Annotated in this window: 16 protein-coding genes; 13 read left to right on the forward strand and 3 right to left on the reverse strand. The window is 73.5% G+C overall.

Annotation, left to right across the window (positions count from 1 at the left end; translation table 11 throughout):
• Window positions 1-89: 89 nt before the first annotated feature.
• From ACIBR0_RS02295 to ACIBR0_RS02315, 5 genes are all read left to right on the forward strand, one after another.
• Window positions 90-3,380, forward strand: a complete 3,291-nt coding sequence (locus tag ACIBR0_RS02295; RefSeq protein ID WP_396712284.1) for an efflux RND transporter permease subunit — start codon at window positions 90-92, stop codon at window positions 3,378-3,380.
• A 144-nt stretch (window positions 3,381-3,524) separates the two neighbouring features.
• Window positions 3,525-4,769, forward strand: a complete 1,245-nt coding sequence (locus ACIBR0_RS02300) for an MFS transporter (RefSeq protein ID WP_396712285.1) — start codon at window positions 3,525-3,527, stop codon at window positions 4,767-4,769.
• A 71-nt stretch (window positions 4,770-4,840) separates the two neighbouring features.
• Window positions 4,841-5,779, forward strand: a complete 939-nt coding sequence (gene thrB, locus ACIBR0_RS02305; RefSeq protein ID WP_396712449.1) for a homoserine kinase — start codon at window positions 4,841-4,843, stop codon at window positions 5,777-5,779.
• 295 nt (window positions 5,780-6,074) lie between these two features.
• Window positions 6,075-8,267, forward strand: coding sequence for a transcription termination factor Rho (rho, locus tag ACIBR0_RS02310; RefSeq protein ID WP_396712286.1), 2,193 nt, complete (start codon window positions 6,075-6,077; stop codon window positions 8,265-8,267).
• A 495-nt stretch (window positions 8,268-8,762) separates the two neighbouring features.
• A complete protein-coding gene (locus ACIBR0_RS02315) occupies window positions 8,763-12,245 on the forward strand; it encodes a phosphodiester glycosidase family protein (protein ID WP_396712287.1) in 3,483 nt (1,160 codons plus the stop codon).
• A 107-nt stretch (window positions 12,246-12,352) separates the two neighbouring features.
• Here the strand turns inward: ACIBR0_RS02315 and ACIBR0_RS02320 are convergent, their stop codons facing one another.
• Window positions 12,353-13,249 (reverse strand): AAA family ATPase, encoded by an 897-nt coding sequence (locus tag ACIBR0_RS02320; RefSeq protein WP_396712288.1) that lies wholly within the window; start codon window positions 13,247-13,249, stop codon window positions 12,353-12,355.
• 273 nt (window positions 13,250-13,522) lie between these two features.
• Here ACIBR0_RS02320 and rpmE point away from each other — a divergent pair, with 273 nt between their 5' ends.
• Complete coding sequence (rpmE, locus tag ACIBR0_RS02325) at window positions 13,523-13,747, forward strand: 50S ribosomal protein L31 (RefSeq protein ID WP_396712289.1); 225 nt, start codon at window positions 13,523-13,525, stop codon at window positions 13,745-13,747.
• Window positions 13,748-13,847: 100 nt separating this feature from the next.
• Window positions 13,848-14,936 carry a peptide chain release factor 1 gene (prfA, locus tag ACIBR0_RS02330; RefSeq protein WP_396712290.1) on the forward strand — a complete coding sequence of 363 codons (1,089 nt, stop codon included), beginning with the start codon at window positions 13,848-13,850 and terminating at the stop codon, window positions 14,934-14,936.
• Window positions 14,937-15,040: 104 nt separating this feature from the next.
• Here prfA and ACIBR0_RS02335 read toward each other — a convergent pair whose 3' ends face one another.
• Window positions 15,041-16,591 (reverse strand): diguanylate cyclase domain-containing protein, encoded by a 1,551-nt coding sequence (locus ACIBR0_RS02335; protein ID WP_396712291.1) that lies wholly within the window; start codon window positions 16,589-16,591, stop codon window positions 15,041-15,043.
• Between the two features lie 75 nt (window positions 16,592-16,666).
• Here ACIBR0_RS02335 and prmC point away from each other — a divergent pair, with 75 nt between their 5' ends.
• The 4 genes from prmC (at window position 16,667) to ACIBR0_RS02355 (ending at window position 21,104) form a co-directional block, all read left to right on the forward strand.
• Entirely contained in the window at window positions 16,667-17,614 is a 948-nt protein-coding gene (gene prmC, locus ACIBR0_RS02340; RefSeq protein WP_396712292.1) for a peptide chain release factor N(5)-glutamine methyltransferase, read from the forward strand.
• The gene (locus ACIBR0_RS02345) at window positions 17,614-18,261 is read left to right on the forward strand and encodes an L-threonylcarbamoyladenylate synthase (protein ID WP_357034122.1); all 648 of its coding nucleotides are present in this window, start codon (window positions 17,614-17,616) and stop codon (window positions 18,259-18,261) included. Before prmC ends, ACIBR0_RS02345 begins: the two co-directional genes overlap by 1 nt.
• Window positions 18,262-18,876: a phosphotyrosine protein phosphatase gene (locus ACIBR0_RS02350; protein ID WP_396712293.1), complete on the forward strand. Its 615-nt coding sequence runs from the start codon at window positions 18,262-18,264 to the stop codon at window positions 18,874-18,876.
• A 116-nt stretch (window positions 18,877-18,992) separates the two neighbouring features.
• Window positions 18,993-21,104 carry a transglycosylase domain-containing protein gene (locus tag ACIBR0_RS02355; RefSeq protein ID WP_396712294.1) on the forward strand — a complete coding sequence of 704 codons (2,112 nt, stop codon included), beginning with the start codon at window positions 18,993-18,995 and terminating at the stop codon, window positions 21,102-21,104.
• A 7-nt stretch (window positions 21,105-21,111) separates the two neighbouring features.
• Here the strand turns inward: ACIBR0_RS02355 and ACIBR0_RS02360 are convergent, their stop codons facing one another.
• Entirely contained in the window at window positions 21,112-22,605 is a 1,494-nt protein-coding gene (locus ACIBR0_RS02360) for an SDR family oxidoreductase (RefSeq protein WP_396712295.1), read from the reverse strand.
• 46 nt (window positions 22,606-22,651) lie between these two features.
• On the opposite strand from ACIBR0_RS02360, the gene glyA reads away from it, so the two are divergent.
• Window positions 22,652-23,929, forward strand: coding sequence for a serine hydroxymethyltransferase (gene glyA / locus ACIBR0_RS02365; RefSeq protein WP_396712450.1), 1,278 nt, complete (start codon window positions 22,652-22,654; stop codon window positions 23,927-23,929).
• Complete coding sequence (locus tag ACIBR0_RS02370; RefSeq protein WP_396712296.1) at window positions 23,922-24,356, forward strand: hypothetical protein; 435 nt, start codon at window positions 23,922-23,924, stop codon at window positions 24,354-24,356. The genes glyA and ACIBR0_RS02370 overlap by 8 nt, the downstream gene beginning before the upstream one ends.
• Window positions 24,357-24,496 lie beyond the last annotated feature (140 nt).

Consider the following 24,496-nt stretch of genomic DNA (forward strand, 5'->3'; position numbering starts at 1 on the left):
GGCTGGAGCCCGGCGACGGTGGTGGAGATCGGGTGGGGGACACTCTCGTTGCCCCGCAACCGTTTCTTCCTCAGGAGTGAGCCACGCCGATGTCGCTGCTCGCCAGATTCAGCCTCGCCAACCGAGGGCTGGTAGCCCTCATCGCGGTGGTGATCACGGCGTTCGGTGCGTTCGCCGTCCCGTCGCTGAAGCAGCAACTCCTGCCGTCGCTGGAGTTCCCGGCCGCGTTCATCGTCGCCGCGTACCCGGGCGCCGGACCGGAGATCGTCGAGTCGCAGGTCACCGAGCCGATCGAGAACAGCCTCCAGGGCATCACCGGCCTGGAGAAGGTCACCTCGACCTCCCGCGAGGGCTCGACGACGGTCCAGGTGCAGTACGCGTTCGGCACCGACCTGGACGACATCTCCAACAAGATGCAGACCGCCCTCAACCGGATCGAGGCGCAGCTGCCGGAGGGTGTCGACCCGCAGGTGATCGTCGGTAGCACCGACGACCTCCCGGCCGTGGTGATCGCCGCCGCCGGCGGGGACGACCAGCGCGTCCTGGGCGAGAAGCTGCGCGACACCGTCGTGCCCGAGCTGGAGGCGATCGAGGGGGTCCGCAGCGTCGAGGTGACCGGCGCCCGCGACGAGATCGTCGTGGTCACCCCGGACCCGGCCAAGCTGGCCGCCGCGCGCCTTCAGCCGACCGCGATCGGCGCCGCGCTGCGGACCAACGGCGTGGCGGTTCCCGCCGGTGTGGTGGTCGACGGCACCCGGGGCCTTCCGGTGCAGGTGGGCACCCCGCTCGCCGGCATCGACGACCTGCGCGGCATCGTCCTCACCCCCGCCCCGCCGGCCGCGCCGGTGCGGCTCGGCGACGTGGCCACCGTCGAGCAGCAGCTCGCCCCGGCGACCGCGATCACCCGTACGAACGGCAAGGACAGCCTCGGCATCGCGGTCACGGCGGCGCCCGACGGCAACGCGGTGGAGATCTCCCACGAGATCCGCGACCGGCTCGCCGACCTGCGGACCGCTTCCGGCGCGGAGCTGACCGTGGTCTTCGACCAGGCACCGTTCGTCGAGAAGTCGATCGAGAGCCTGACCACGGAGGGCCTGCTGGGTCTGGTCATGGCCGTCGTGGTCATCCTGGTCTTCCTGCTCTCGGTACGCTCCACCGTCGTCACCGCGGTCTCCATCCCGCTGTCGGTGCTGGTGGCGCTGATCGCCCTGTGGATCGGTGACTACTCGCTCAACCTGCTCACCCTCGGCGCGCTGACCATCGCGGTCGGGCGGGTGGTCGACGACTCGATCGTCGTGCTGGAGAACATCAAACGCCATCTGGAGTACGGCGAGGAGAAGCGCGCGGCGATCCTCACCGCCGTCCGTGAGGTGGCCGGCGCGGTCACCGCGTCCACGCTGACGACCGTCGCCGTGTTCGCGCCGATCGCCCTGGTGGGCGGGTTCGTCGGGCAGCTCTTCGCGCCGTTCGCGATCACGGTGACCGTGGCCCTGCTCGCCTCGCTGCTGGTGTCGCTGACCATCATCCCGGTGCTCGCGTACTGGTTCCTCAAGCCCGCCGGCTCCACTCCGGACGACGAGGCCGTACGCCGGGCGGCGGAGGAGAAGGAGCTGCGCAGCCCGTTGCAGCGGGCGTACCTGCCGGTGATCGGGTTCGCGACCCGCCGGCGCGCGACGCGCTGGATCACGCTGGGGCTCGGCGTGCTGGTGCTGTTCGGCACGTTCGGCCTGTCCCGCCAGCTGGAGACGAACTTCCTGGACGACTCCGGCCAGGACACCCTGAACATCACCCAGGAGCTGCCGGCGGGCACCGGCCTCGCCGGCACCGACGCGGCGGCCAAGCAGGTCGAGGCGGTGCTCGCGGGGACCGAGGGCGTCGAGACGTACCAGGTCACCGCCGGCTCGGGCGACACCCCGTGGGCCGGTGTCGGCGGCAACAACGTCGCCACCTGGTCGGTCGCGCTCGGCGACGAGACCGACGCCAAGGAGATGCGCGAGGTCCTGCGCGGCAGGTTCGACGCGCTCGGCGGCGGCGTCGGCGAGTTCACCTTCGGCGCCGGGCAGGGCGGCGCGTCCGCCAACCAGCTGGAGGTCGTCGTCCAGGCCGCCGAGCCGGAGGTGCTGGCGCGGGCGGTCCAGGACGTCGAGGCGGCGATGACGGGCCTGGACGGTGTCGAGGACGTCACCACCAGCCTCGCCGACTCCGTGGAGCGGGTCCAGGTCACCGTCCGCCGGCTCGACGCCGCCCGGTACGGGCTCAGCGAGGCGGCCGTCGGGCAGCTGGTGGCGCAGGCGTACCGGGGTGCGCCGCTGGGTCAGGTCACCCTGGACGGCGGGCAGCAGGACGTGATCCTGCGCGGCAGCGCCCAGCCGCCGCTCACCGTCGATCAGCTCAAAGCACTTCCGGTCGGGCCGGTGACGCTGGGTGCCATCGCCGACGTCACGACGGCACCGGGCCCGCAGCAGGTCACCCGCGTCGACGGCGAGCGCAGCGTGTCCGTCACCGGTACGGCCACCGGCTCGAACCTGGGCGCCATCAGCCAGGAGCTGCAGAAGAAGCTGGACGCCATCGACGTACCGGGGGCGAGCTTCGCCATCGGCGGTGTCAGCGCGGACCAGGAGGAGGCCTTCGCGGACCTCGGCCTGGCGGTGCTGGCCGCCATCGCGATCGTCTTCCTGATCATGGTGGCCACGTTCCGCAGCCTGACCCAGGCGCTGATCCTGCTCATCTCCATCCCGTTCGCGGCGACCGGCGCGATCGGTCTGCTCCTGGCTACCGGCACCCCGCTGGGCGTGCCGGCGCTGATCGGTGTGCTCATGCTGGTCGGCATCGTCGTGACCAACGCGATCGTGCTGCTCGACCTGATCAACCAGTACCGGGCGCAGGGCATGAGCGTGCGGGACGCGGTGGTCGAGGGCGGCCGGCGCCGGCTGCGGCCGATCCTGATGACGGCGGTCGCGACCATCTTCGCGCTGCTGCCGATGGCGCTCGGCCTGACCGGCGAGGGCGGCTTCATCTCCAAGCCGCTGGCGATCGTGGTGATCGGCGGTCTGCTCAGCTCGACGCTGCTGACCCTGATTCTGGTGCCGACGCTGTACACGATGGTGGAGAACACCAAGGAGGCGTTCCGCACCTGGCGGGTCCACCGCTCCGGTGTCGCCACCACGACGGAGGACGGTCCCACCCCGAACGACGGCGACCGGACCCTGGTCGCGGTCGGTGTCGGAGGCACCACCGCCGATGCCCCGGCCGGCGAGCCACGGGTTGACGCTCCGGGGCCCCGACCGGCGCCCTCGGGCGCCCTGCTCGACGGCACCGACCAGTTCGAGGTGCTGCGGCTGCCCAGAAGCCGTACCTCGCCGCTGCCCCCCACCGAGTAGCGGCACCGCCACGAACGCCCCCGACCGTCCACCGGTCGGGGGCGTTCCGCGTCCCGCCCCGAGCCCACGCCCTCACGGGCCGGCCGGTGTCGGGTGTCCGCACGGCGGCGGACGCTCCTGCACCGGCCGGGTAGGGTCCCGTCCGTGCCGTCCGCCCTCTCGGTCCTGCGCCGCAACCGGAACTTCCGCAATCTCTTCCTCGCCGAGTTGGTGGTCTTCGGTGCCGACTGGTTCGTCATGGTGCCGCTGCTGGTGCTGCTGCCGAAGCTGACCGGAAGCGGCGTGTGGGGCGCTCTGGTGCTCGCCGTCGACACGGGCATCGTGGCGCTGCTGCTGCCGTACACCGGGACGATCGCCGACCGGGTCGACCGTCGGAAGATCATGATCGGGGCGAACGTCGCCGCGCTGGTCGGTGTGCTCCTGCTGCTCGGGGTGCGCAGCTCGGGCACGGCGTGGCTGGCGATGGTCGGGATCGGCGTGGTCGCGGTCGCCAAGGCGTTCTACTCCCCGGCCGCGCAGGCCGCCCTGCCGAACGTGCTGGACTCCGACGAGCTGGCCGCCGGCAACGCGGTCGCCGGTTCGGCCTGGGGCACGATGACGGTGGTCGGCGCCTCGCTCGGCGGCGTGCTCAGCGCCGCCGTCGGGCCGTACGCCTGCTTCTGGGTGGCGGCGGTCGGCCTGGTCCTCGCCGCGGTGCTCGCCGCGCGGATCCGCCGGCCGTTGCAGGCACCCCGTGACGCCGGACGTCCTGCGCAGCAGACGTGGGCGGCGGTCCGCGAGGCGCTCGGCTACATCGCCCACCGCCCGCGGGTGCTGGCGCTGGTGACGGTGAAGTCGGCGGTCGGGTTGGGCAACGGCGTGCTGACCGTGTTCCCGCTGCTCGCCGGTCTGTACGGGGTCGGCGCGATCGGCGCCGGCCTGCTGTTCGCCGTACGCGGGGCGGGTGCGCTGGTGGGTCCGATCCTGATGCGGCGGGTCCTGGGCAACCGTGCCTGGCTGCTGCCCGGGCTCGCGCTGTCGATGTCGCTGTACGGCCTGGCCTACCTGGGCACGTCGGTCGCCGGCTGGTTCCCACTGGTGCTGGCGCTGGTCTTCGTCGCGCACTTCGCCGGCGGCAGCAACTGGGTGATGTCGAACTTCGCCCTGCAGGGCGAGGTGCCGGACCGCCTGCGCGGTCGCGTGTTCGCCACCGACATGATGCTGGCGACGCTGGCCATCTCGGTCAGCCAGCTGGTCGTGGCGTCGGTGGTGGACATCGTCGACGAGCGGGTGGTGCTGGCCGGCTGCGGCCTGGTCACGCTGGTGTACGCGATCGGCTGGCGGGTCGCCACCCGCGGGCTCTCCCTCACCGACCCGGTCACCGAGCCGGACCCGTCGGTGGTCCGGTGACCGGCGTCCATCCCAGCGGCCGGACGGCGGCTCGGGGTGTCGGTGCGGGGCCCTAGCATGGGCCCGTGCCGATGACATTCGCCTCCGGTCCGGTTCGGGTCCGGGTCCCCGCCACCAGCGCCAACCTGGGGCCGGGCTTCGACGCGCTCGGGCTCGCCCTCACGCTGCACGACGACGTCGCCGCCGAGGTGACGCCCGGCGGTGTGACCGTGACGGTGGCCGGGGAGGGCGCGGGGGAGCTGCCGGCCGACGAGCGGCACCTGGTGGTGAGCGCCATGCGGGCCGCCTTCGACGCGCTCGGCGGCCAGCCGGCGGGGCTGGCGGTGGAGTGCGTCAACCGCATCCCGCAGGCCCGCGGGCTGGGCTCGTCGTCCGCCGCGATCGTCGCCGGTGTGCTGCTCGCCCGGGCGCTCGTGGCCGACGGCGAGAGGCTGCTCGACGACGGGGCCGTGCTGCGGCTCGCCGCGCAGATCGAGGGCCATCCGGACAATGTGGCCCCCTGCCTGCTCGGGGGCTTCACGGTGGCGTGGACGGAGCCGTCGGGCGCACGGGCGGTGTCACTCCCGGTCGCCGACGGTGTCCGGCCGACGGTCTTCGTGCCCGCCGAGCGCGGTCTCACGTCGGTCGCCCGGGCCGCGTTGCCGTCGACCGTCCCGCACGGCGACGCCGCGTCGAACGCCGGACGGGCCGCGTTGCTCGTCCACGCCCTGACCGCCGAGCCGGCGCTGCTGCTGCCCGCCACCGTCGACCGGCTGCACCAGGACTACCGTGCCGAGGGGATGCCGGCCACGTCTGCCCTGGTCAGCGCGTTGCGTGCGGCGGATGTGGCGGCTGTGGTCAGTGGGGCGGGGCCGACGGTGCTGGCACTGAGCGAGCCGCCGGAGGCTTTCGACCCGGGAACAGGTTGGCTCGTCCTGCAGTTGGGTACAGACATGCACGGCGCCCGGGTCTCCCGGGGTAGACTGGGACACGCGGAGCGGGACCCTGTTGCCGCAGGTCGGAAGAGTTGATTACGCTCTAGACTTAGCACAGCCGCGAAGCATGCGATCTCCCTGCGGGTCGGCGCACCCCCGAAGCTCTCGGCGGTAGCCCGTCACCCCTGCCTAGGCCCACGCCGCACCGCAGTCTTCACAGGTCGCCGCAGACGGCGAGATCCGTTCACCGATGTCGGTGAGTCGGAAGACCGACCGGCTGCTGTGTCACAGACTCCCGCGACGCGTCCTTGCGAGGCGGGTGCACCGAGGCCGCCCGGCCACCTTGTTCGTCGACCCCGGGCAGTCCCGGCCTATCGAGGGAAGGAATCCATTGAGCGACACCACCGACGTGACGTCGGATGTTTCCAACGTCGCTGGCGATGCCACCACTGCCGCCCCCGCCCGTCGTCGGCGCAGCGGCACCGGTCTGTCGGCGATGCTGCTGCCGGAGCTGCAGAGCCTGGCCGCGTCGCTCGGCATCTCGGGCACGGCTCGCATGCGTAAGGGCGAGCTGATCAGCGCGATCTCCGAGCGGCAGGGCGGCGCCGCCGCCGGGACCCCTCGACCGCGGGCCGAGGTCGCGGCCGCCGCCGCACCTGCCCGGGACGAGGTTCACGCCGAGGTCCGCGAGACCGCCGAGCGGCCGGAGGCCGAGCGGCGCACCACGGAGCAGGCACCCGCCGGGGAGACCGGCACCCGGACCCGTACCCGGCGTGGCCGGGCCGCCGCGGCTGAGGCGCGCGGTGGCGAGGCTGGTGCCGGCGAGGCACGGGCCGCCGAGCCGCAGGCTGTCGAGACCCGGGCTGTCGAGACCCGGGCCGTCGAGCCTCGGGCTGTCGAGACCCGGGCCGCGGAGCCTCGGGCCGACGAGGCTGAGACCGCTGAGCGGGCCGACCGCGGCGAGGGCCGTGGTGGCCGTGAGCGGGCCGAGCGCGGTGAGCGGGCCGATCGTGGCGACCGTGCCGAGCGTGGCGACCGTGCCGATCGTGGTGACCGTGCCGAGCGTGGCGACCGCGGTGACCGTGGTGACCGCGCAGAGCGTGGCGACCGCGGTGAGCGGGCCGAGCGCGGCGAGCGCACCGACCGCAACGAGCGCGGTGACCGCGGTGACCGCGGTGACCGCGGTGACCGCGGTGAGCGGGCCGAGCGCGGTGACCGGGGCGACCGTAACGAGCGGGCCGACCGGGGCGACCGCAACGACCGGGGCGACCGCAACGAGCGGGGCGACCGGGGTCAGCGCGTCGAGCGCGACAACGGCGACGAGGACGACGAGGGCGGCGGCCGGCGTGGCCGGCGCAGCCGGTTCCGGGACCGCCGGCGTGGTCGCGGTGAGCGGGTCGAGGGCGGCGACACCGGTGGGCGCGAGCGCGAGCCCCAGGTCGCCGACGACGACGTGCTCGTCCCCGTGGCCGGCATCATCGACGTCCTGGACAACTACGCCTTCGTACGGACCACCGGCTACCTGGCCGGCCCGAACGACGTCTACGTGTCCATGTCGCAGATCAAGAAGTACGGCCTGCGCCGCGGTGACGCGATCACCGGTGCGGTCCGCGCGGCCCGCGACGGCGGTGACCAGCGGCGGGACAAGTACAACCCGCTGGTCCGGCTGGACACCATCAACGGCATGGAGCCGGACGAGGCCCGGCGCCGGCCCGAGTTCTACAAGCTGACGCCGCTCTACCCGCAGGAGCGACTGCGGCTGGAGACCGAGCCGCACATCCTCACCACCCGGGTCATCGACCTGGTCATGCCGATCGGCAAGGGGCAGCGGGCGCTGATCGTGTCCCCGCCCAAGGCCGGTAAGACCATGGTGCTGCAGGCGATCGCCAACGCGATCACCCGCAACAACCCGGAGTGCCACCTGATGGTGGTGCTGGTGGACGAGCGACCCGAAGAGGTCACCGACATGCAGCGGTCCGTGAAGGGCGAGGTCATCGCGGCCACGTTCGACCGGCCGCCGCAGGACCACACGACGGTCGCCGAGCTGGCGATCGAACGGGCCAAGCGCCTGGTCGAGCTGGGCCACGACGTGGTCGTGCTGCTCGACTCGGTGACCCGGCTCGGTCGGTCGTACAACCTGGCGGCGCCGGCCAGCGGCCGGATCATGTCGGGTGGTATCGACTCCACCGCGCTGTACCCGCCGAAGCGGTTCCTGGGTGCGGCCCGCAACATCGAGAACGGCGGCTCGCTGACCATCCTCGCCACCGCGCTGGTGGAGACCGGTTCGATGGCGGACACGGTCATCTTCGAGGAGTTCAAGGGCACCGGTAACGCGGAGTTGAAGCTGGACCGGAAGATCGCTGACAAGCGGACCTTCCCGGCCATCGACATCAACCCGTCCGGCACGCGTAAGGAAGAGGTCCTGCTCGCGCCGGAGGAACTCGCCATCATCCACAAGCTGCGTAAGGTCCTGCACTCGCTGGACTCCCAGGCAGCTCTGGACCTGCTGCTGGACCGGCTCAAGCAGTCCCGCACCAACATCGAGTTCCTGATGCAGATCGCCAAGTCGACGCCGGGGGAGTGACCTCCCCGGTCTGAGACCGCACGAAGGGCACGGCCACAGCGGCCGTGCCCTTCGCGTTTCCGGGGTTCGAAGCGGCGGCCGGCGGCGGCGGACGCTCGCACCGCCTTTCTGCGCCGTCACCCCGCGCCGTCACCCCGTGTCACGTCGCCGTTTGCCGGATCCATCATCACCGGGCGTGACCTGTTGAGAGGGAGGTCAGGGCGGTGCTCTGCCCGGCGATGGTGAGCAAGCGCCTGAGCAGGGGAGATACCTCGGCCTCCCCGCGCCAGGCCACAACGACCCTGCCCCCTTTGCTCTGCACCCGGATACGCACCGGCAACGGATCGTGCGCGGCGCACATCGGGGTGCAGAGCAAAGGGGGCTGCGAGGCACCCGTGCGGGTCGGCCTGCCGTCACGCCACGTGACATGCCTGCGACGGCCTAGTCATGGAATTTTCCTTCGGTTCAGCAGCCGACTGTTGAAACTTCTATTCATCATCCGGTTGACTGTCGTCCATGCGTACCCGCAGACGATCCGCCCGGCTCGCCGGCGTCCTGCTGTTGACGCCGCTGCTCACCCTGGCCGGCACCGTTCCCGTGACGGCCGGTGCGGCGGCACCGCCGGCGTCCGCCCTCTCCCCGACCGCCGCCGAGGACGCGCCCCGCGCCTCCTCGTACGCCGCCGGCTCGGTCACCCTGGCCGGGGACCCGGCGGCGAGCGCCGCCACCACCGCGACCGCCACCGGCGTCGAGCCGGCCGGCGGCCTGGAGACCACGAAGACCACGCGTCCGGTCGCGCCGGGCCTCGACCTCACCTCCTTCGACCGGTACGACGCCCAGGGCTGGCTGCGCGCGGACGCGCTCACCGCGGACCTGGGCGGCGGCGTCACCGTCGACTACGTCAACTCGGGCGCGGTCAGCCGGGCCGAGCCCCTTCGGGGCGCGGTGGACGCCTCCCGGGCCGTCGCCGCCGTCAACGGCGACTTCTTCGACATCAACAACTCGGGCGCGGCCCAGGGCGTCGGCATCCGCGACGGCGAGCTGGTTCAGTCCGCGATCAGCGGACACCCCAACGCGGCGGCGATCACCGGCGAGGGGCTCGGCCAGGTGATCGAGGTGAACTTCGAGGGCACCGCCACCCTGCCCACCGGGCCGGTGCCGTTGACCCAGTTCAACAACATGGTCCAGGCGAACGGCACCGGGGTGTTCACGTCGCTCTGGGGCGCGTACACCCGGGAGCGTCCGGTCGCCGGCGCCACCCGCGTCACCGAGGTCGCCGTGGTCGGCGGTCGCGTGGCCGGCGTCGCCACGACGGCCGGCAGCGGGCCGATCCCGGCCGGCACCACCATCCTGCTGGGCCGCGACGCCGGCGCGGACGGCCTCGCGGGGCTGAAGCCCGGCGACCCGGTCGACGTCACGTACCGCCCGAGGGCCGCCGACGGCAGCACCCTGCACGCGGCGGTCGGCGGTGGCAACGTGCTGGTCCGCGACGGTGTGGTGCAGAGCATCGCCGACGCCACCCTGGCGCCGCGTACGTCGGTGGGCTTCTCCGCCGACGGCCGACGCATGATCATGCTGACGGTGGACGGTCGGCAGGTCGACAGCAGGGGCGTCACCCAGACCGAGATGGGCCGGATGATGGCCGAACTCGGTGCCCACCACGCGCTCAACCTCGACGGTGGCGGCTCGTCCACGCTGCTCGCCCGGGAGCCGGGCGCGGCGGCGGTGCAGGTGGAGAACAGCCCGTCGGACGGCACCGAGCGGGCCGTGCCGAACGGTCTGGCCCTGTACGCCCCGAAGGGCAGCGGACGGCTCACCGGGTTCTGGCTGGAGACCGCCAGCGACCCGACCACCGCGCCGGGCGTCTCCCCGGTGCGGGGCGGCCGGCCGGACCGGGTCTTCCCCGGCCTGACCCGCCGGCTCACCGCCGCCGGCCACGACGAGACGTACGGCCCGGCGGCCGGCGCACCGGCGTGGCGGGCCAACCCGGCGGTGCACGGCACGGTGGACGACGACGGGGTGTTCCGCGCCGGTGCGCCCGGTACCACCACGGTCACCGCCTGGCGGGACGAGGCTTACGGCACCATCGACCTCACGGTGCTCGGACCGCTGGCCCGGATCGACTCCACGGTGGACCGCGTCGGCCTCTCCACCGTCGGCGGGACGGCGCTGTTCGGTGTCGTGGGGTACGACGCCGAGGGCAACACCGCCCCGGTCGAGCCCGCCGACCTGACGCTGGAGTACGACCGCGAGCTGCTGCGCGTCACCCCCACCGCCGACGGCAACCTGTCCGCCACCGCCCTGCGCGCCAGCGGCTCCACCCTGGTCACCGTCCGCGTCGGACGCAGCACCACCGTCGTACCGGTGACGGTCGGGCTGACCGACGTGCCGGTCGCCGGGTTCGATGACGCGGCGTCGTGGACGTTCAGCCAGGCCCGGGCCAGCGGCGCGGTCGCCCCGGCGCCGGGCCGCACCGGCACCGGGCTGCGGATGACGTACGACTTCAGCCAGTCGACCGGCACCCGGGCCGCGTACGCCAACCCGCCCGCGTGGATCCCGGTCCCCGGTCAGCCGCAGGCCTTCGGCCTGTGGATCCACGGCAACGGCACCGGCGAGTGGCCGAGCCTGCACCTGCACGACGCCCAGGACACCCAGCACGTGCTGCGCGGCCCGTTCATCGACTGGAAGGGCTGGCGGTACGTCGAGTTCACCGTGCCGTCCGGCGTGCAGTACCCGGTGCGGGTCCGCCGGTTCTACGTGGCGGAGACCAACGCCGCCGCGAAGTACACCAGCGAGGTGGTCATCGACGACCTGGTGGCCAAGGTGCCGCCGACGGTCGACGTGCCGGCCGAGGCGCCGCGTACCGACCGGGTGGTGCTGCGTGACGGCACCGTGGACGATGCGCCGTGGCGCTACGCGGTGATGTCCGACGCCCAGTTCGTCGCGGCGGCACCGGACAGCGACCTGGTCGCCCAGGCCCGCCGTACGCTCCGCGAGGTCAGGGCGGCGAGGCCGGACTTCCTGGTGATCAACGGTGACCTGGTGGACACCGCCTACCCGGCGGACTTCGCGCTGGCGAAGCGGATCCTCGACGAGGAGCTGGGTGGAGAGATCCCGTACCACTACGTGCCCGGCAACCACGAGATCATGGGCGCGCCGATCAGCAACTTCCGGGCCGTCTTCGGCGACACCGAGCGGGTCTTCGACCACGAGGGAACCCGCTTCGTCACCCTCAACTCGTCCACCGGCTCACTGCGCGGTGGCGGCTTCGACCAGATCCGGATGCTCCGGTCGGCGCTCGACTCCGCCGCCGGGGACGACGCGGTCGGCTCGGTGGTCGTCGTGCACCACCACCCGCCCCGCGACCCGGGCGCGGCCAAGGCGAGCCAGCTCGGCGACCGGAAGGAGGCGGCGTTGCTGGAGCAGTGGCTGGCCGACTTCCAGCACCGCACCGGCAAGGGCGCGTTGTTCGTCGGCGGGCACGTCGGCCAGTTCCACGCCGATCGGGTCGACGGTGTTCCGTACGTCGTCAACGGCAACTCGGGCAAGGGCCCGTCGAGCCCCGCCGACCAGGGCGGTTTCACCGGCTGGACCGAGTTCGGGGTGGACCCGGTGACCCCCGCCGAGGCGGACCGGGCCCGCCGGAACCCGCTCGCCGAGGGCCCGCGCTGGGTGGCCGCCGAGTTCCACCCGCACGTCGACGCCCTCGCCCTGGCCGCACCGGCGACGGTCGCGGTCGGCGCCGGAGTACCGGTCACCGCGACGGTGACCCAGCCGGGCGGGCGTACGGTGCCGGTGGCGGCACCGGTGAGCGCCGACTGGTCCGCCTCGCCGAACCTGCACATCGGCTCGGTCGCCGGCCTGAAGCCCTGGCACGTGGCGCGCTTCGACCCGGTCACCGGTCACCTCACCGCCCTGCGGCCGGGCGCGTCGGTGACGCTCGCCGTCGACGTCAACGGGGTGCATGCCGAGGCGACGATCACCCTCACCACCGGCTGAGGTGCAAGGAGCCGAGGCCCGCACCGGTACCGGTGCGGGCCTCAGGTGTTAAGCGGGGGCCCTTTCTCTACCGGAGGCGTTAAGAAGGGGCCCCTCCTTACCGCGGCTCAGAAGTCGCCGTCGGCGACCTGGAAGACGGTCAGGCCCAGCTCGCGCCACATCCGGACCACCTGCATCCGGTCGTCGAAGACGCCGACCACCCGGTACCGGTCGGCGACCTCGCGCTCGTAGATCTCCCGCTTGACGACCGAGTCCTTGCGCGAGTCACCCACCGCCCGCAGGTGCAGCGCCAGGTAGGGGACCTTCACGTGCCGGTCCAGCCACGCCTCGGTGGCGGCCCGGGCCGAGGCGTCCCGGCCGGAGCAGAAGACCACCCCGTACCCGGCCGCGTGCATGGCCCGCACCGCCGCGATCACCGCGGGGTTCGGCTCGTCCTCACCGACCCGGGTCATGTCGTACGGGCTGCGGGAGACGTTCAGCGCGACGGTGCCGTCGATGTCCACCAGGACGATCTCCGGCGGCTCGTCGGACGGGGGGTGCACCCGGGCCGGGCGTCCCGTCCGTGCCGTCGGCACCGGCAGCGGCAGGGCACGGCCCTCCAGGTAGCGTTCGTGCAGGCGGCGGATCGCCGCCTCGCCGACCCGGTCGGCCTCCGCCCGGGCCGCGTCACGGCGCAGGCACTCCTCGAGCGGTACGTCGGTGAAGTCGTGCACCTCGAACTCGGCCCCGTGCTGGGCGGCCAGGTCGGCCCAGTCCCGCAGGGTCCGGGAGCGCAGGTTGGTGTCGTCGACGCAGACGTCCGCCCCGGCCCGCAGCAGCGTCTCCACCTGCGCCCGCTGCACGAGCGTCACGTGCCACTCGGCCCGCTGGGTGAAGAGCCGCTCGCCGTGCAGCATCCGGCGCAGGTCGTCGCGGTTGACGCGGACCACGGAGGGTTGCAGCGTCCGGGCGAAGGTCGTCTTCCCGGAGGCGGGCAGTCCCCGGGTGGCGATCAGGCGGGTCATCAGGTCCCTCCGTGTGGTCGTCGGCCACGTGCCCCGACAGGGGTACGAACCCCGGCGGTCACGCCTGCGTGAATGCCCGGCCGGGAGACGGGAATGCGTGACGGGCGGCGTACGTTGTCGAAGCCGGACCTGCTGTGCGGCCCGAGTGTCGAGCCGGCGTGGGCCCATGGCACACTGGTCAATCGGCCACCGGTTCCGGTTCACGCCCGAAATCCGTCGCGTACGCCACGACGGGGGCGACCCGGCGACCACCCACGAAAGGACCGAGGCGACATGAAGCCCAAGATCCACCCGGAGTACACGACGACCGACGTCACCTGCTCCTGCGGCAACACCTTCACGACCCGCAGCACCGCCAAGGGCGGTTCGATCCACGTCGAGACCTGCAGCGCCTGCCACCCGTTCTACACCGGCAAGCAGCGCGTCCTGGACACCGCGGGCCGGGTCGCGAAGTTCCAGCAGAAGTACGCCAAGGTTCAGGCCAAGAAGGCCAAGTAACTCCTCGTTCGACGCCCGCGTCCGGTTTCCCGCCGGACGCGGGCGTCGTCCGTATTCCGCCCCCGTCCCGCCCCGGCGCCGTCGAAGGAGCACCCGCAGCATGAGCAGCGAGCGTCTGGCCGCCCTTCTCGACGAGTACGCCGAGCTGGAGAAGCGGCTGGCCGACCCGGCCATCCACGCCGACCAGAACACCGCCCGCCGGGTGGGCCGCCGGTACGCCGAGCTGGTGCCCCTGCACAAGGCCGCCGGTGAGCTGGAGCAGGCCCGGGCCGACCTGGTGGCCGCGCGGGAGTTGGCCGCGGAGGACCCGTCCTTCGCCGGCGAGGCGGAGTCGATCGCGGCGTCCCTGCCGGCGCTGGAGGAGCGCCTGGCCGAGCTGCTGATCCCCCGCGACCCGCACGACGCCAAGGACGTCATCGTCGAGATCAAGGCCGGCGAGGGCGGTGAGGAGTCCGCGCTGTTCGCGGGCGACCTGCTGCGCATGTACACGCGGTACGCCGAGCGGCGTGGCTGGCTCACCGAGGTGATCGACGCGCAGGACTCGGACCTCGGCGGGGTCAAGGACGTGTCGCTGGCGATCAAGACCAAGGGTGTCCCGGAGGGCGGCAACGGCGTGTGGTCCCGCCTCAAGTGGGAGGGCGGCGTGCACCGGGTGCAGCGGGTCCCGGTCACCGAGTCGCAGGGACGCATCCACACCAGCGCCGCCGGTGTGCTGGTGCTGCCCGAGGCCGAGGACGTCGACGTCACCATCGACCCGAACGAGCTGCGGATCGACGTGTTCCGCTCGTCCGGCCCCGGTGGGCAGTCGGTGAACACCACCGACTCGGCGGTGCGGATCACCCACGTACCGACCGGCATCGTGGTCTCCTGCCAGAACGAGAAGTCGCAGCTCCAGAACCGGGAGCAGGCGATGCGGATCCTACGGGCCCGGCTGCTGGCGGCGGCCCAGGAGGAGGCCGACGCGGCCGCCTCGGACGCCCGCAAGGCGCAGGTGCGTACGGTCGATCGCTCGGAGCGGATCCGCACCTACAACTTCCCGCAGAACCGGATCACCGACCACCGGATCGGCTACACCGCGTACAACCTGGATCTTGCTCTCGGCGGTGACCTGGACGGCGTGCTGGACGCCCTCGGGGAGGCCGACCGCGCCGCCCGCCTCGCCGGCGACCCGGAGCTCACCCGCCGCTGACGCGGCACCTTCCCCGCACTCTCACGAAAAGAGTGGCCATCCGAGGGCGGATGGCCACTCTTTTCCGGACGTTGCCGGGCCGAGGGGCGCCCGGGTGCGAGCGGTCAGGAGGCGCGCGGGTGGTCCTTCGCGCGGAGCGTCTTGCGGTCGGCGGCCTCGAAGGCGACGACGAGGGCGGCGCGCAGGTCCGGGCCGCCGCCGCCGACCTCCGCGAAGCCGATGCTCACGCCGACCGGGGTGCCGGGCACCAGGGACTCCCAGTCCTCCGTCCGCATCGCCGCGTCGATGCGCCGCTTCACCTCCGCCGCCTCGGTCATGCCGGCGTCGGAGAGCACCACCACGAACTCGTCGCCGCCGTAGCGGGCCACGAAGTCGCCCCGCCGCATCACCCGGTTGATCACCCCGGCGACGCGTTGCAGGACCAGGTCGCCGGAGTGGTGCCCGTGCCGCGTGTTCACCGCCGTGAAGCCCTCCAGGTCGCAGACGCCGATCACCACCCGTTCGCCCCGGGCCACCACGGCGGCGACGTAGCGCTCCAGCCGGCGCCGGTTCGGCAGGCCGGTGAGCGGGTCGGTCAGCGCCTCGCCCTCGGACCGGACCGCCTCGCGCCGCATCTCCTCGTGGTCGATCCGGGCGGCGATGCCGTCGATGTAGACGTCCCGGAGCCGGTCGTTGCGCTGCGCGGCCAGCCGGAACGCCAGCCGGTCGACCCGGTGCGACCCCGCATGGTCGCCGGCCCGGGCGAGGGCGACGCTGCGCAGTCGGGCCGGCTCGGCCGCGCCGAGCGTCTCGTTGGAGACCTGGACGGTGTCCAGCCGGGTGACCGCCTCGATCGGCCGCCCCTCGGCGATCGCCACGCAGACCTGGCCGAGCTGGCGCATGTCCCGGGCCCGGGCGCTGTCGCCGCCGTGCGAGAGCAACCGGGCGGGCGCGGCGTCGGTGCCGACGTCCAGCCGGTCGCCCAGGGCCGCCCGCCGGGCGGCGGCGTAGCCGTACGCGGCGAGGCTGCTGGGCCGCAGCCGGCTGGACCGACCGGAGCTCAGGAAACGGTCGAGGTCGGCGGCGACGTCCCGCAGCACCCGCAGGCAGCCGTCGGTGTCGCCGGTGTGGTCCAGCGCGACCGCGTTGCGCAGCCGGATGCCGGGGGCGGCGAAGGTCTCCTCGGGGATGCCGGCGGCCGTCCCGAGCTGCCGGGCCCGTTCGATCGCGCTGAGGGCGTAGCCGTGGAAGCCGAGGTAGGAGTAGGCCATCGCGAGGTCGTGCCAGCCCCACGCGGTGTCCCGGTCGGGGTCGTCCACCGCGCCCAGCGCGCGGGCGGCCCGCACCAGGTGGGTGACGCAGCGGTCCAGGGCGCCCTGGTGGTGCGCGGCCAGCGCGGCGAGCGCGTTGAGATGCCCGTGCAGGTAGGGCTCGGCGAGGTCGCGGACCGCCGCGGAGGCCTCCTCGATCGCCCGGGTGTACTCGGCCGTGCGGCCCAGGTTCAGCACCGTGCAGAGCCGCTGCACCAGCGCGTCGGCCCGCGCGTACGGGTCGGTGCTGGTGCGCAGGACGGTGTCCAGGACCGCGGACGCCTCGGCGGACCGGCTGGACTCCTGGAGGTCGCGTGCCCGGATGAGGGCGTCAACCTGGTCGGTGACCCGGTCGAGCCAACCCACCCGTCACCTCCTCCTCGGTGTGCGCCTGACCGCACCCGCTCGTGCCGGCGCTGGCGACGCTTGCATGATTATGTCGTGACCACGGTGCCGCAACAGCCGTCCGAAGGGACGAGACGCGAACGGCCCTCCGTTCCGGTGTCCCGGGCGATCCGGGTGCTCGCCGACGCGGGGGTCGAGGCGCCGCGGGTGGAGGCCGAGATGCTGGCCGCGTACGTCCTGGGGGTTTCGCGGGGGCACTTGGCCATCGCCGACGGGTTCACCGACGGGCAGCGCGAGCGGTTCGACGCGCTGGTCGCCCGGCGGGCGCGGCGCGAGCCGTTGCAGCACCTCACCGGTAGCGCCGGTTTCCGGCACCTGGAGCTGGCGGTCGGGCCGGGTGTCTTCGTCCCGCGCCCGGAGACCGAGCTGCTCGCCGGCTGGGGGATCGCCGAGGCCGCGCGGACGGCCGAGCCGCTGGTGGTGGACCTGTGCAGCGGTTCCGGGGCGATCGCCCTGTCCGTGGCGCACGAGCTGCCGGGCGCCCGGGTGGTCGCGGTGGAGCGGTCGGCCGCCGCGCTGCGGTGGCTGCGGCGCAACGCGGCGGACCGGGCGGCGGCGGGGGACCGGCCGATCGAGGTGGTGGAGGCGGACGTGACCGTGCCGGACCTGCTCGCCGACCTGGTCGGCCGGGTGGACGTGCTGCTGTGCAACCCGCCGTACGTGCCGGACGAGGTGGCCGTACCGCCCGAGGTGGAACGGCACGATCCGGCGAGCGCGGTCTTCGGCGGGGCGGACGGCCTCGCGGTGATCCGCCCGGTGGTGGCGCGGGCGGCGGAGCTCCTGCGTCCGGGCGGGGTGCTGGGCGTCGAGCACGACGACACGCACGGCACCGTGGTGCCGGCGCTGCTCGCCGCCGACGGCCGGTACGCCGGGGTCACCGGCCACGAGGACCTGACCGGGCGGCCCCGGTTCGCCACCGCGTCCCGTCGTGGCGACCGCCGGCACGCCGACCCCGGCCCGGCGTGGCAGACTGGCTCCTCGTGATGCTCTACGACTGCCGGTCGCCCGCCGACCGGGACCGCGGCATCGCCGCGGCCATCGAGGCGGTCAAGAACGGCGAGCTGGTGGTCCTGCCGACGGACACGGTCTACGGGATCGGCGCGGACGCGTTCACGCCGTACGCGGTCAAGGCGCTGCTCGACGCCAAGGGGGGCCAGGCGGCTCCGCCGCCGGTGCTGATCGGTTCCCGGCACACGCTCGACGGCCTGGTGTTCTCGCTGCCGCGCTCGGCGCGTGACCTGGTCGAGGCGTTCTGGCCGGGCGCGCTGACGATCATCGTCGAGCACTCGCCGAGCCTGCGCTGGGACCTGGGCGACACCAACGGCACGGTGGCGGTGCGCATGCCGCTGCACCCGGTGGCGCTCGAGGTGCTGCGGGAGACCGGGCCGATGGCGGTCGCGTCAGCCAACAAGGTCGGCCAGCCGGCGGCGGTGACCGCCGAGGAGGCTCGGGACCAGCTCGCCTACTCGGTGCGGGCCTACCTGGAGGCCGGTCCGGCCGCCGATCCGGTGCCGAGCACGATCGTGGACCTGACCGGTGAGGTGCCGCGGCTGCTGCGTCCGGGTGCGATCCCGATCGAGAAGCTGCGGGACGTCGTGCCGGACCTCGTCGTCGAGAGCCGGGTGGCCTGAGTGCCCCCGTTCACGGTGCTGCACGTGTGCATGGGCAACATCTGCCGGTCGCCGATGGCCGAGCGGCTGCTGGCCCTGGCCGTCCGGGAGCGGCTGGCCCGGCGGGGCGGCGTGGACCCCGGCCGCGCCGACGAGCTGGTGCACAGCCACAGCGCCGGCACCGGGGGCTGGCACGCCGGCGAGGAGATGAACCCGCCGGCCGCCCGCCAGGTCGCCACGCGCGGCGGCAGCGTGGAGGGCTTCGCCGCGCGCAAGCTGCGGTCGGACCTGATCGACGCCGCCGACCTGGTGCTCACCGCCACCGCCGACCAGCAGGAGTACGTGGTGGCGCTGCGCCCGGACGCCGCGTCGCGCACCTTCGTGCTGGGGGAGTTCGGCCGGCTGCTGGCCGGCGTCGACGCCGCCGGGCTGCCGCCGGCCGAGGCCACCGGAGATGCCGTGTACGCCCGCGGCGTCGCTCTGGTGAAGGCGGCCCACGCGGCGCGCCAGGGCGCCGCGGCGCTGCCGACGGACGATCTCGACGACCCGTGGGGCCGGGGCGACCAGTGCTTCAGCCGGGTGGCCGACGAGATCGAGGAGTCCATCCACCCCCTCGCCACCGCTCTGCTGCCCTAATCCTTCCCGTTCACCCCGTAGGTGCGAATCTTCTGCGGGTTTGGGGGAAAAAGGTGGTGAAGAAGGCCATTCGGGCCATTCTGAACGGGTCCTGACGGCTCCGGCGGGGAGAGCTGATGACCCGGGCACACCTTCACAAACTGATGACCGTACTCATGGCCGGCGCACTCGCCGGACTGGTGCTCGCGGCGGCGGCCCTCCCGGCCGCGCTGGTGTTCGGAATCGGGTTCTCGGCGCTCGCCGCGCCCTACTCCGAGCTGCCGAACTCGCTGCGCACGCCGCCGACCGCCCAGCGGTCGAACCTGTACGCCAACGACGGCACCACCCTGATCACCTCCTTCTACCAGGAGGACCGGGTGGACGTGCCGCTGGCCGAGGTGGCGCCGGTGATGCGCCAGGCGATCATCGCCGCCGAGGACGCCCGGTTCCACGAGCACAGCGGCGTCGACGTGCGCGGCGTCGTCCGCGCCTTCACCGTCAACCAGCGCGACGGCGCGACCCGGCAGGGCGCCTCCACGCTGACCATGCAGTACGTCCGCAACGTCCTCGGCAGCGATCCCCGGCTCACCGAGCGGCAGCGCCGCGCGGCCACCGAGATCACCACCGCGCGCAAGCTCCAGGAGATGCGGTACGCGCTCGCGCTGGAGCGGGAGCTGAGCAAGGACGAGATCCTGGCCCGCTACCTCAACATCGCCTACTTCGGTGCCGGCGCGTACGGGGTGGCGGCGGCGAGCAAGAGGTACTTCTCCAAGTCCCCGGCCGACCTGACGCTGGCCGAGTCGGCGCTGCTGGCCGGGCTGGTGCAGTCGCCGGACACCGACGACCCGATCAACGGGGACGCGGACGCCGCCCTACGCCGCCGGGCGTACGTGCTGGACCGGCTGGTGGAACTGGGGCAGCTCGTGGCCGACGAGGCGGCCCGCGCGAAGGCCGAGCCGATCAACCTGCGGCCCAGCGAGACGCCGAACGACTGCACGGCGGTGCCGGAGGCGCACAACGACTGGGGCTTCTTCTGCGACTGGTTCACCCGCTGGTGGAACGCCCAGCCGGCGTTCGGCGCGACCGTCGACGAGCGGCAGCTCAGCCTGCGCCGCGGCGGGTACTCGATCGTGTCCTCCTTGGACCCGGCGGTGCAGCGGGCCACGACCGAGCAGGTGCGGCGCCTCTACGGGCCGAACGACCGGTACGCGGCACCGACCGCGGTGGTCCAGCCCGGCACCGGCCGGGTGCTGGCGATGGCGGTGAACCGGAACTACGGCGTGCAGGCCAACCCGGCCGGGCAGAAGAACCGCCCGAACACCGTCAACCAGCTCGTCGCCGGGGGCGGTGCGATCGAGGGTTACCAGGCCGGCTCGACGTTCAAGCTCTTCACCATGCTGGCCGCGCTGGAGTCCGGGCTGCCGCTGCGGACCGAGTTCGACGCCCCCGACCGGATCGTCACCGGCTACCCGGTGACCGGTCCGACGAGCTGCGACGGGTACTGGTGCCCCCGCAACGCCAACTCGTCCGTCGACGGGCGGCACACCATGTGGACCGCCTTCGGGCTGTCGGTGAACACGTACTTCGCGTGGCTGGCCGAGCGGGTCGGCGCGGACCGGGTGGTGGAGATGGCCGAGCGGCTGGGCATCGTGTTCCGGTCCGCCGACGACGCGGGGCTGGCCCGGCACGGTGCCCGCACCTGGGGGCCGTTCACCCTCGGCGTCTCGGCCACCACCCCGCTCGACGTGGCCAACGCGTACGCCACCGTGGCGGCGGAGGGCACGTGGTGCGCGCCGCTGCCGGTCGTCTCGGTCACCGACGCCGCCGGGCGGCCGGTGGCCGCCGCGCAGCCGGACTGCCGCCAGGTCGTCGACCCGGACGTGGCGCGGGCGGCGGCGGACGCGGCGCGCTGCCCGGTCGGCGACCAGTCCATGTACCGGCAGTGCGCGGGCGGCACCGCGACCGACCTGCACGAGAAGGTGGGCCGGCCGGTGGCCGGCAAGACCGGCAGCTCCGAGCGGTACGCGACGGAGACCGTGGTCGCCTTCACCCCGCAACTGGCGGTGGCCACCATGGCCACCAATCCGGACGACCCGCGGGACGCGGTGGGCCGGGCGACGCAGAGCCGCTTGGTCACCGCGGTGGGGGAGGTGCTCGCCTTCACGCTGCGCGACGAGCCGGTCCGGGACTTCGTGCCGCCCAGTGAGGTGACCGCCTTCCAGCCCACCGGCCCCCGCACGGGCGACTAGCGAGGGCTCAGCGGCCTCCGGGGGTGGCGTCGAGCCGGTCGGCGGCCTGCTCGGCGCCCCGGGCGATGTTGCGGGCCATGCCGCCGAAGACCACGGCGTGGAAGGGCGCCACCGCCCCCCAGTACGCGTGCCCGGCCAGCCCGCGCGGCAGGAACACCGCCCGCTGCTGGTAGCGGCTGCGCCCGTCCTCGGTGGGGATGGCCCGCATCTCCAGCCAGGCCTGGCCGGGCAGCCGCATCTCGGCGCGCAGCCGGAGCAGCTCACCGGGCACGATCTCCTCCACGCGCCAGAAGTCCAGCGCCTCGCCCACCTGGAGGCGGTGCGGGTCGCGCCGACCCCGGCGCAGTCCCACGCCGCCGACGAGCCGGTCCAGCCATCCGCGCACGGACCAGGCGAGTGGGAAGGAGTACCAGCCGTGCTCCCCGCCGACGCCCTCGATCACCCGCCAGAGAGCGTCCGGCGGCGCGGCCACGGCCCGCTCCCGGACATCGGTGTAGGCGGTGCCGCCGGACCACTTCGGGTCGGTGGGCAGCGGCTCGGCCGGGGCGTCCGGGCCGCTCGCGGTCGACCAGCGGGTCTCCACCTGGGCGTCGCGGACCTTGGCCAGGGCCAGGGCGACCGCCTGGTCGAACCCGGTCAGCCCGTCCGGCGGGTCGGGGAGGTACGTGGCGATGTCGTGTTCGTGTGCCACCGCCTCGTGGACCAGGCTCTCCACCAGCGGCCGGGCGATGGCGTTCGGCACCGGGGTGATCAGCCCGACCCAGTGCGAGGACAGGGAGGGGGTCAGCGGCCGGACCGGCACGATGATCCGCCGGCGCAGTCCGGCCACCCGGGCGTAGCGCTGCATCATGTCGCCGAAGGTGAGCACGTCCGGCCCGCCGATGTCGAACGCGCGGTTGACCTCGGGCGGCAGGTGCGCGCACCCGGCCAGGTAGCGCAGCACGTCGCGGACCGCGATCGGCTGGATCCGGTTGCGCACCCAGCGTGGGGTGACCATGGCCGGCAGGCGCTCGGTCAGGTAGCGCAGCATCTCGAACGAGGCCGAGCCGGAGCCGATGATGACCGCGGCCCGCAGTACCGCCGTCGGCACGCCGCTGGCCAGCAGGATCCGGCCCACCTCGGCCCGGGAGCGCAGATGCGGGGAGGGGATCTCGCCGTCCGCCTTCGCCTCCGGCCCGCCCAGGTAGACGATGCGGCGTACGCCGGCGGCCCGGGCGGCGGCGGCGAAGGTGGTGGCGGCCTCCCGGTCGGCGGCCTCGAAGCCGGCCTGCCCCAGCGAGTGCACCAGGTAGTACGCCACGTCCACGCCCTCGAACGCGGCCGGCAGCGTCTCCGCCTTACGGAGGTCCCCCTCGGTGATCTCGACCCGCGCCGCCCACGGCACGTCGCGCAGCCGACCCGCCTTCCGGGCCAGGCAGCGCACCGTGTGCCCCTCGGCCAGCAGGCGGGGCGTGAGCCGTCCGCCGATGTATCCCGTCGCTCCGGTCACCAGGCATCGCACGATTCCAGTGTGCGGCCCCATAGACTCTGGCGCTGTGGACACCGACATTCCGATCTTCTGGGGACCGGACTTCGACCAGCTCAGGGCGACCGACCCGGAGATCGCCGGGGTGGTCCTCGGCGAGTTGGAGCGGCTGCGCGGCGGTCTCCAGCTGATCGCCAGCGAGAACCTCACCTCCCCGGCGGTGCTCGCCGCGCTCGGCTCGACGCTGACCAACAAGTACGCCGAGGGCTACCCGGGCCGGCGGTACTACGGCGGGTGCGCCGAGGTGGACCGGGCCGAGGAGATCGGCATCGCCCGGGCGAAGGAGCTGTTCGGCGCCGAGCACGCCAACCTCCAGCCGCACTCCGGTGCGAGCGCGAACCTGGCCGCGTACGCCGCCCTGGTCCAGCCGGGGGACACGGTCCTCGCGATGGACCTGCCGCACGGCGGCCATCTCACACACGGCAGCCGGGTGAACTTCTCCGGCAAGTGGTTCCACACGGTCGGCTACACCGTCCGGCGGGACACCGAGCTGATCGACTACGACGAGGTCCGCGATCTGGCCCTCGCGCACCGCCCGAAGATGATCATCTGTGGCGCGACCGCGTACCCCCGGCTGATCGACTTCGCCCGGTTCCGCGAGATCGCCGACGAGGTCGACGCGTACCTCATGGTGGACGCCGCCCACTTCATCGGTCTCGTCGCCGGTGGCGCCGTCCCGTCGCCGGTGCCGCACGCCGACGTCGTCTGCTTCACCACCCACAAGGTGCTGCGCGGCCCGCGCGGCGGCATGATCCTCTGTCGGGAGGGCCTGGCCCAGCGGATCGACAAGGCGGTCTTCCCGTTCACCCAGGGCGGCCCGTTGATGCACGCCGTCGCGGCCAAGGCCGTCGCGCTGCGCGAGGCCGCGCAGCCGGACTTCCGGGCGTACGCCACGCAGGTCGTCCGCAACGCGCGGGCGCTCGCCGCCGGGCTGGCCGCCGAGGGCATGCGCCCGGTGTCCGGTGGCACGGACACCCACCTCGCGCTGATCGACCTGCGGGAGGTCGGCGTCACCGGCGCCGACGCGGAGGCGCGCTGCGACGCCGCCACGATCACCCTGAACAAGAACGCCATCCCGTACGACCCGCAGAAGCCGATGGTCGCCTCCGGCATCCGGGTCGGCACCCCCAGCGTCACCACCCAGGGCATGGGTGAGCCGGAGATGGCCCGGGTCGCCGGGCTGATCGCCCGGGCGGTCCGCACCGACCCGACCGCGCCCGGGGGCTCCGACGACCTGGCCCGGGTCGCGTCCGAGGTGGCCGAACTGGTCGCCGCGTTCCCGGCGTACCCCCGTGGCTGAGTCCGGGGTGCGGGAGCCGGCGGCGCCCACGGCGGGCGACCGGCGCTGGCGGCTGCGGCACCTGCCGGTCCTGCTCGCGGCCACCGGCGGGCTGGCGGCCGTGGCGGCGCTGGTGGGCGCCCTGGTCGGCGGGGCCGACGCGGCGCTCGGCGCGGCGCTCGGCGTCGGGATCACCGTCGCCAGCTACACGGTGACCACCCTGGTGCTGGCCTGGGCCGACAGCGTCAACCCGCAGTTGGTGCTGCCGTTCGGCCTCGGCCTGTACGCGGCCAAGTTCACCCTCCTCGGCGTCGTGATGGTGGGCGTGGCGTCGACCGGTTGGGCGGGTCTGGTCCCGCTCTGCCTCGGCATCGCCGCCGGCGTGGTGGTCTGGACCGGCGTCCACATCTGGTGGCTGACCACCGTGCACGCCCGCCGGCTCCGCTGAACGGTGCCCGTCCACAGTGTGGACGGCGCGGAAATGTGTCGGGCAACGGTCATTTTTTTGCTGGCCGCAGGGGAGTAGCGTGCCCACAGACGACGCTGCCCGCAGAGGCCCACACAACCACGGTTGTGCGGGGGGTGAGG

Origin of the sequence: Micromonospora sp. NPDC049497, assembly GCF_044465805.1 — a bacterium.
Lineage (GTDB): Bacteria > Actinomycetota > Actinomycetes > Mycobacteriales > Micromonosporaceae > Micromonospora.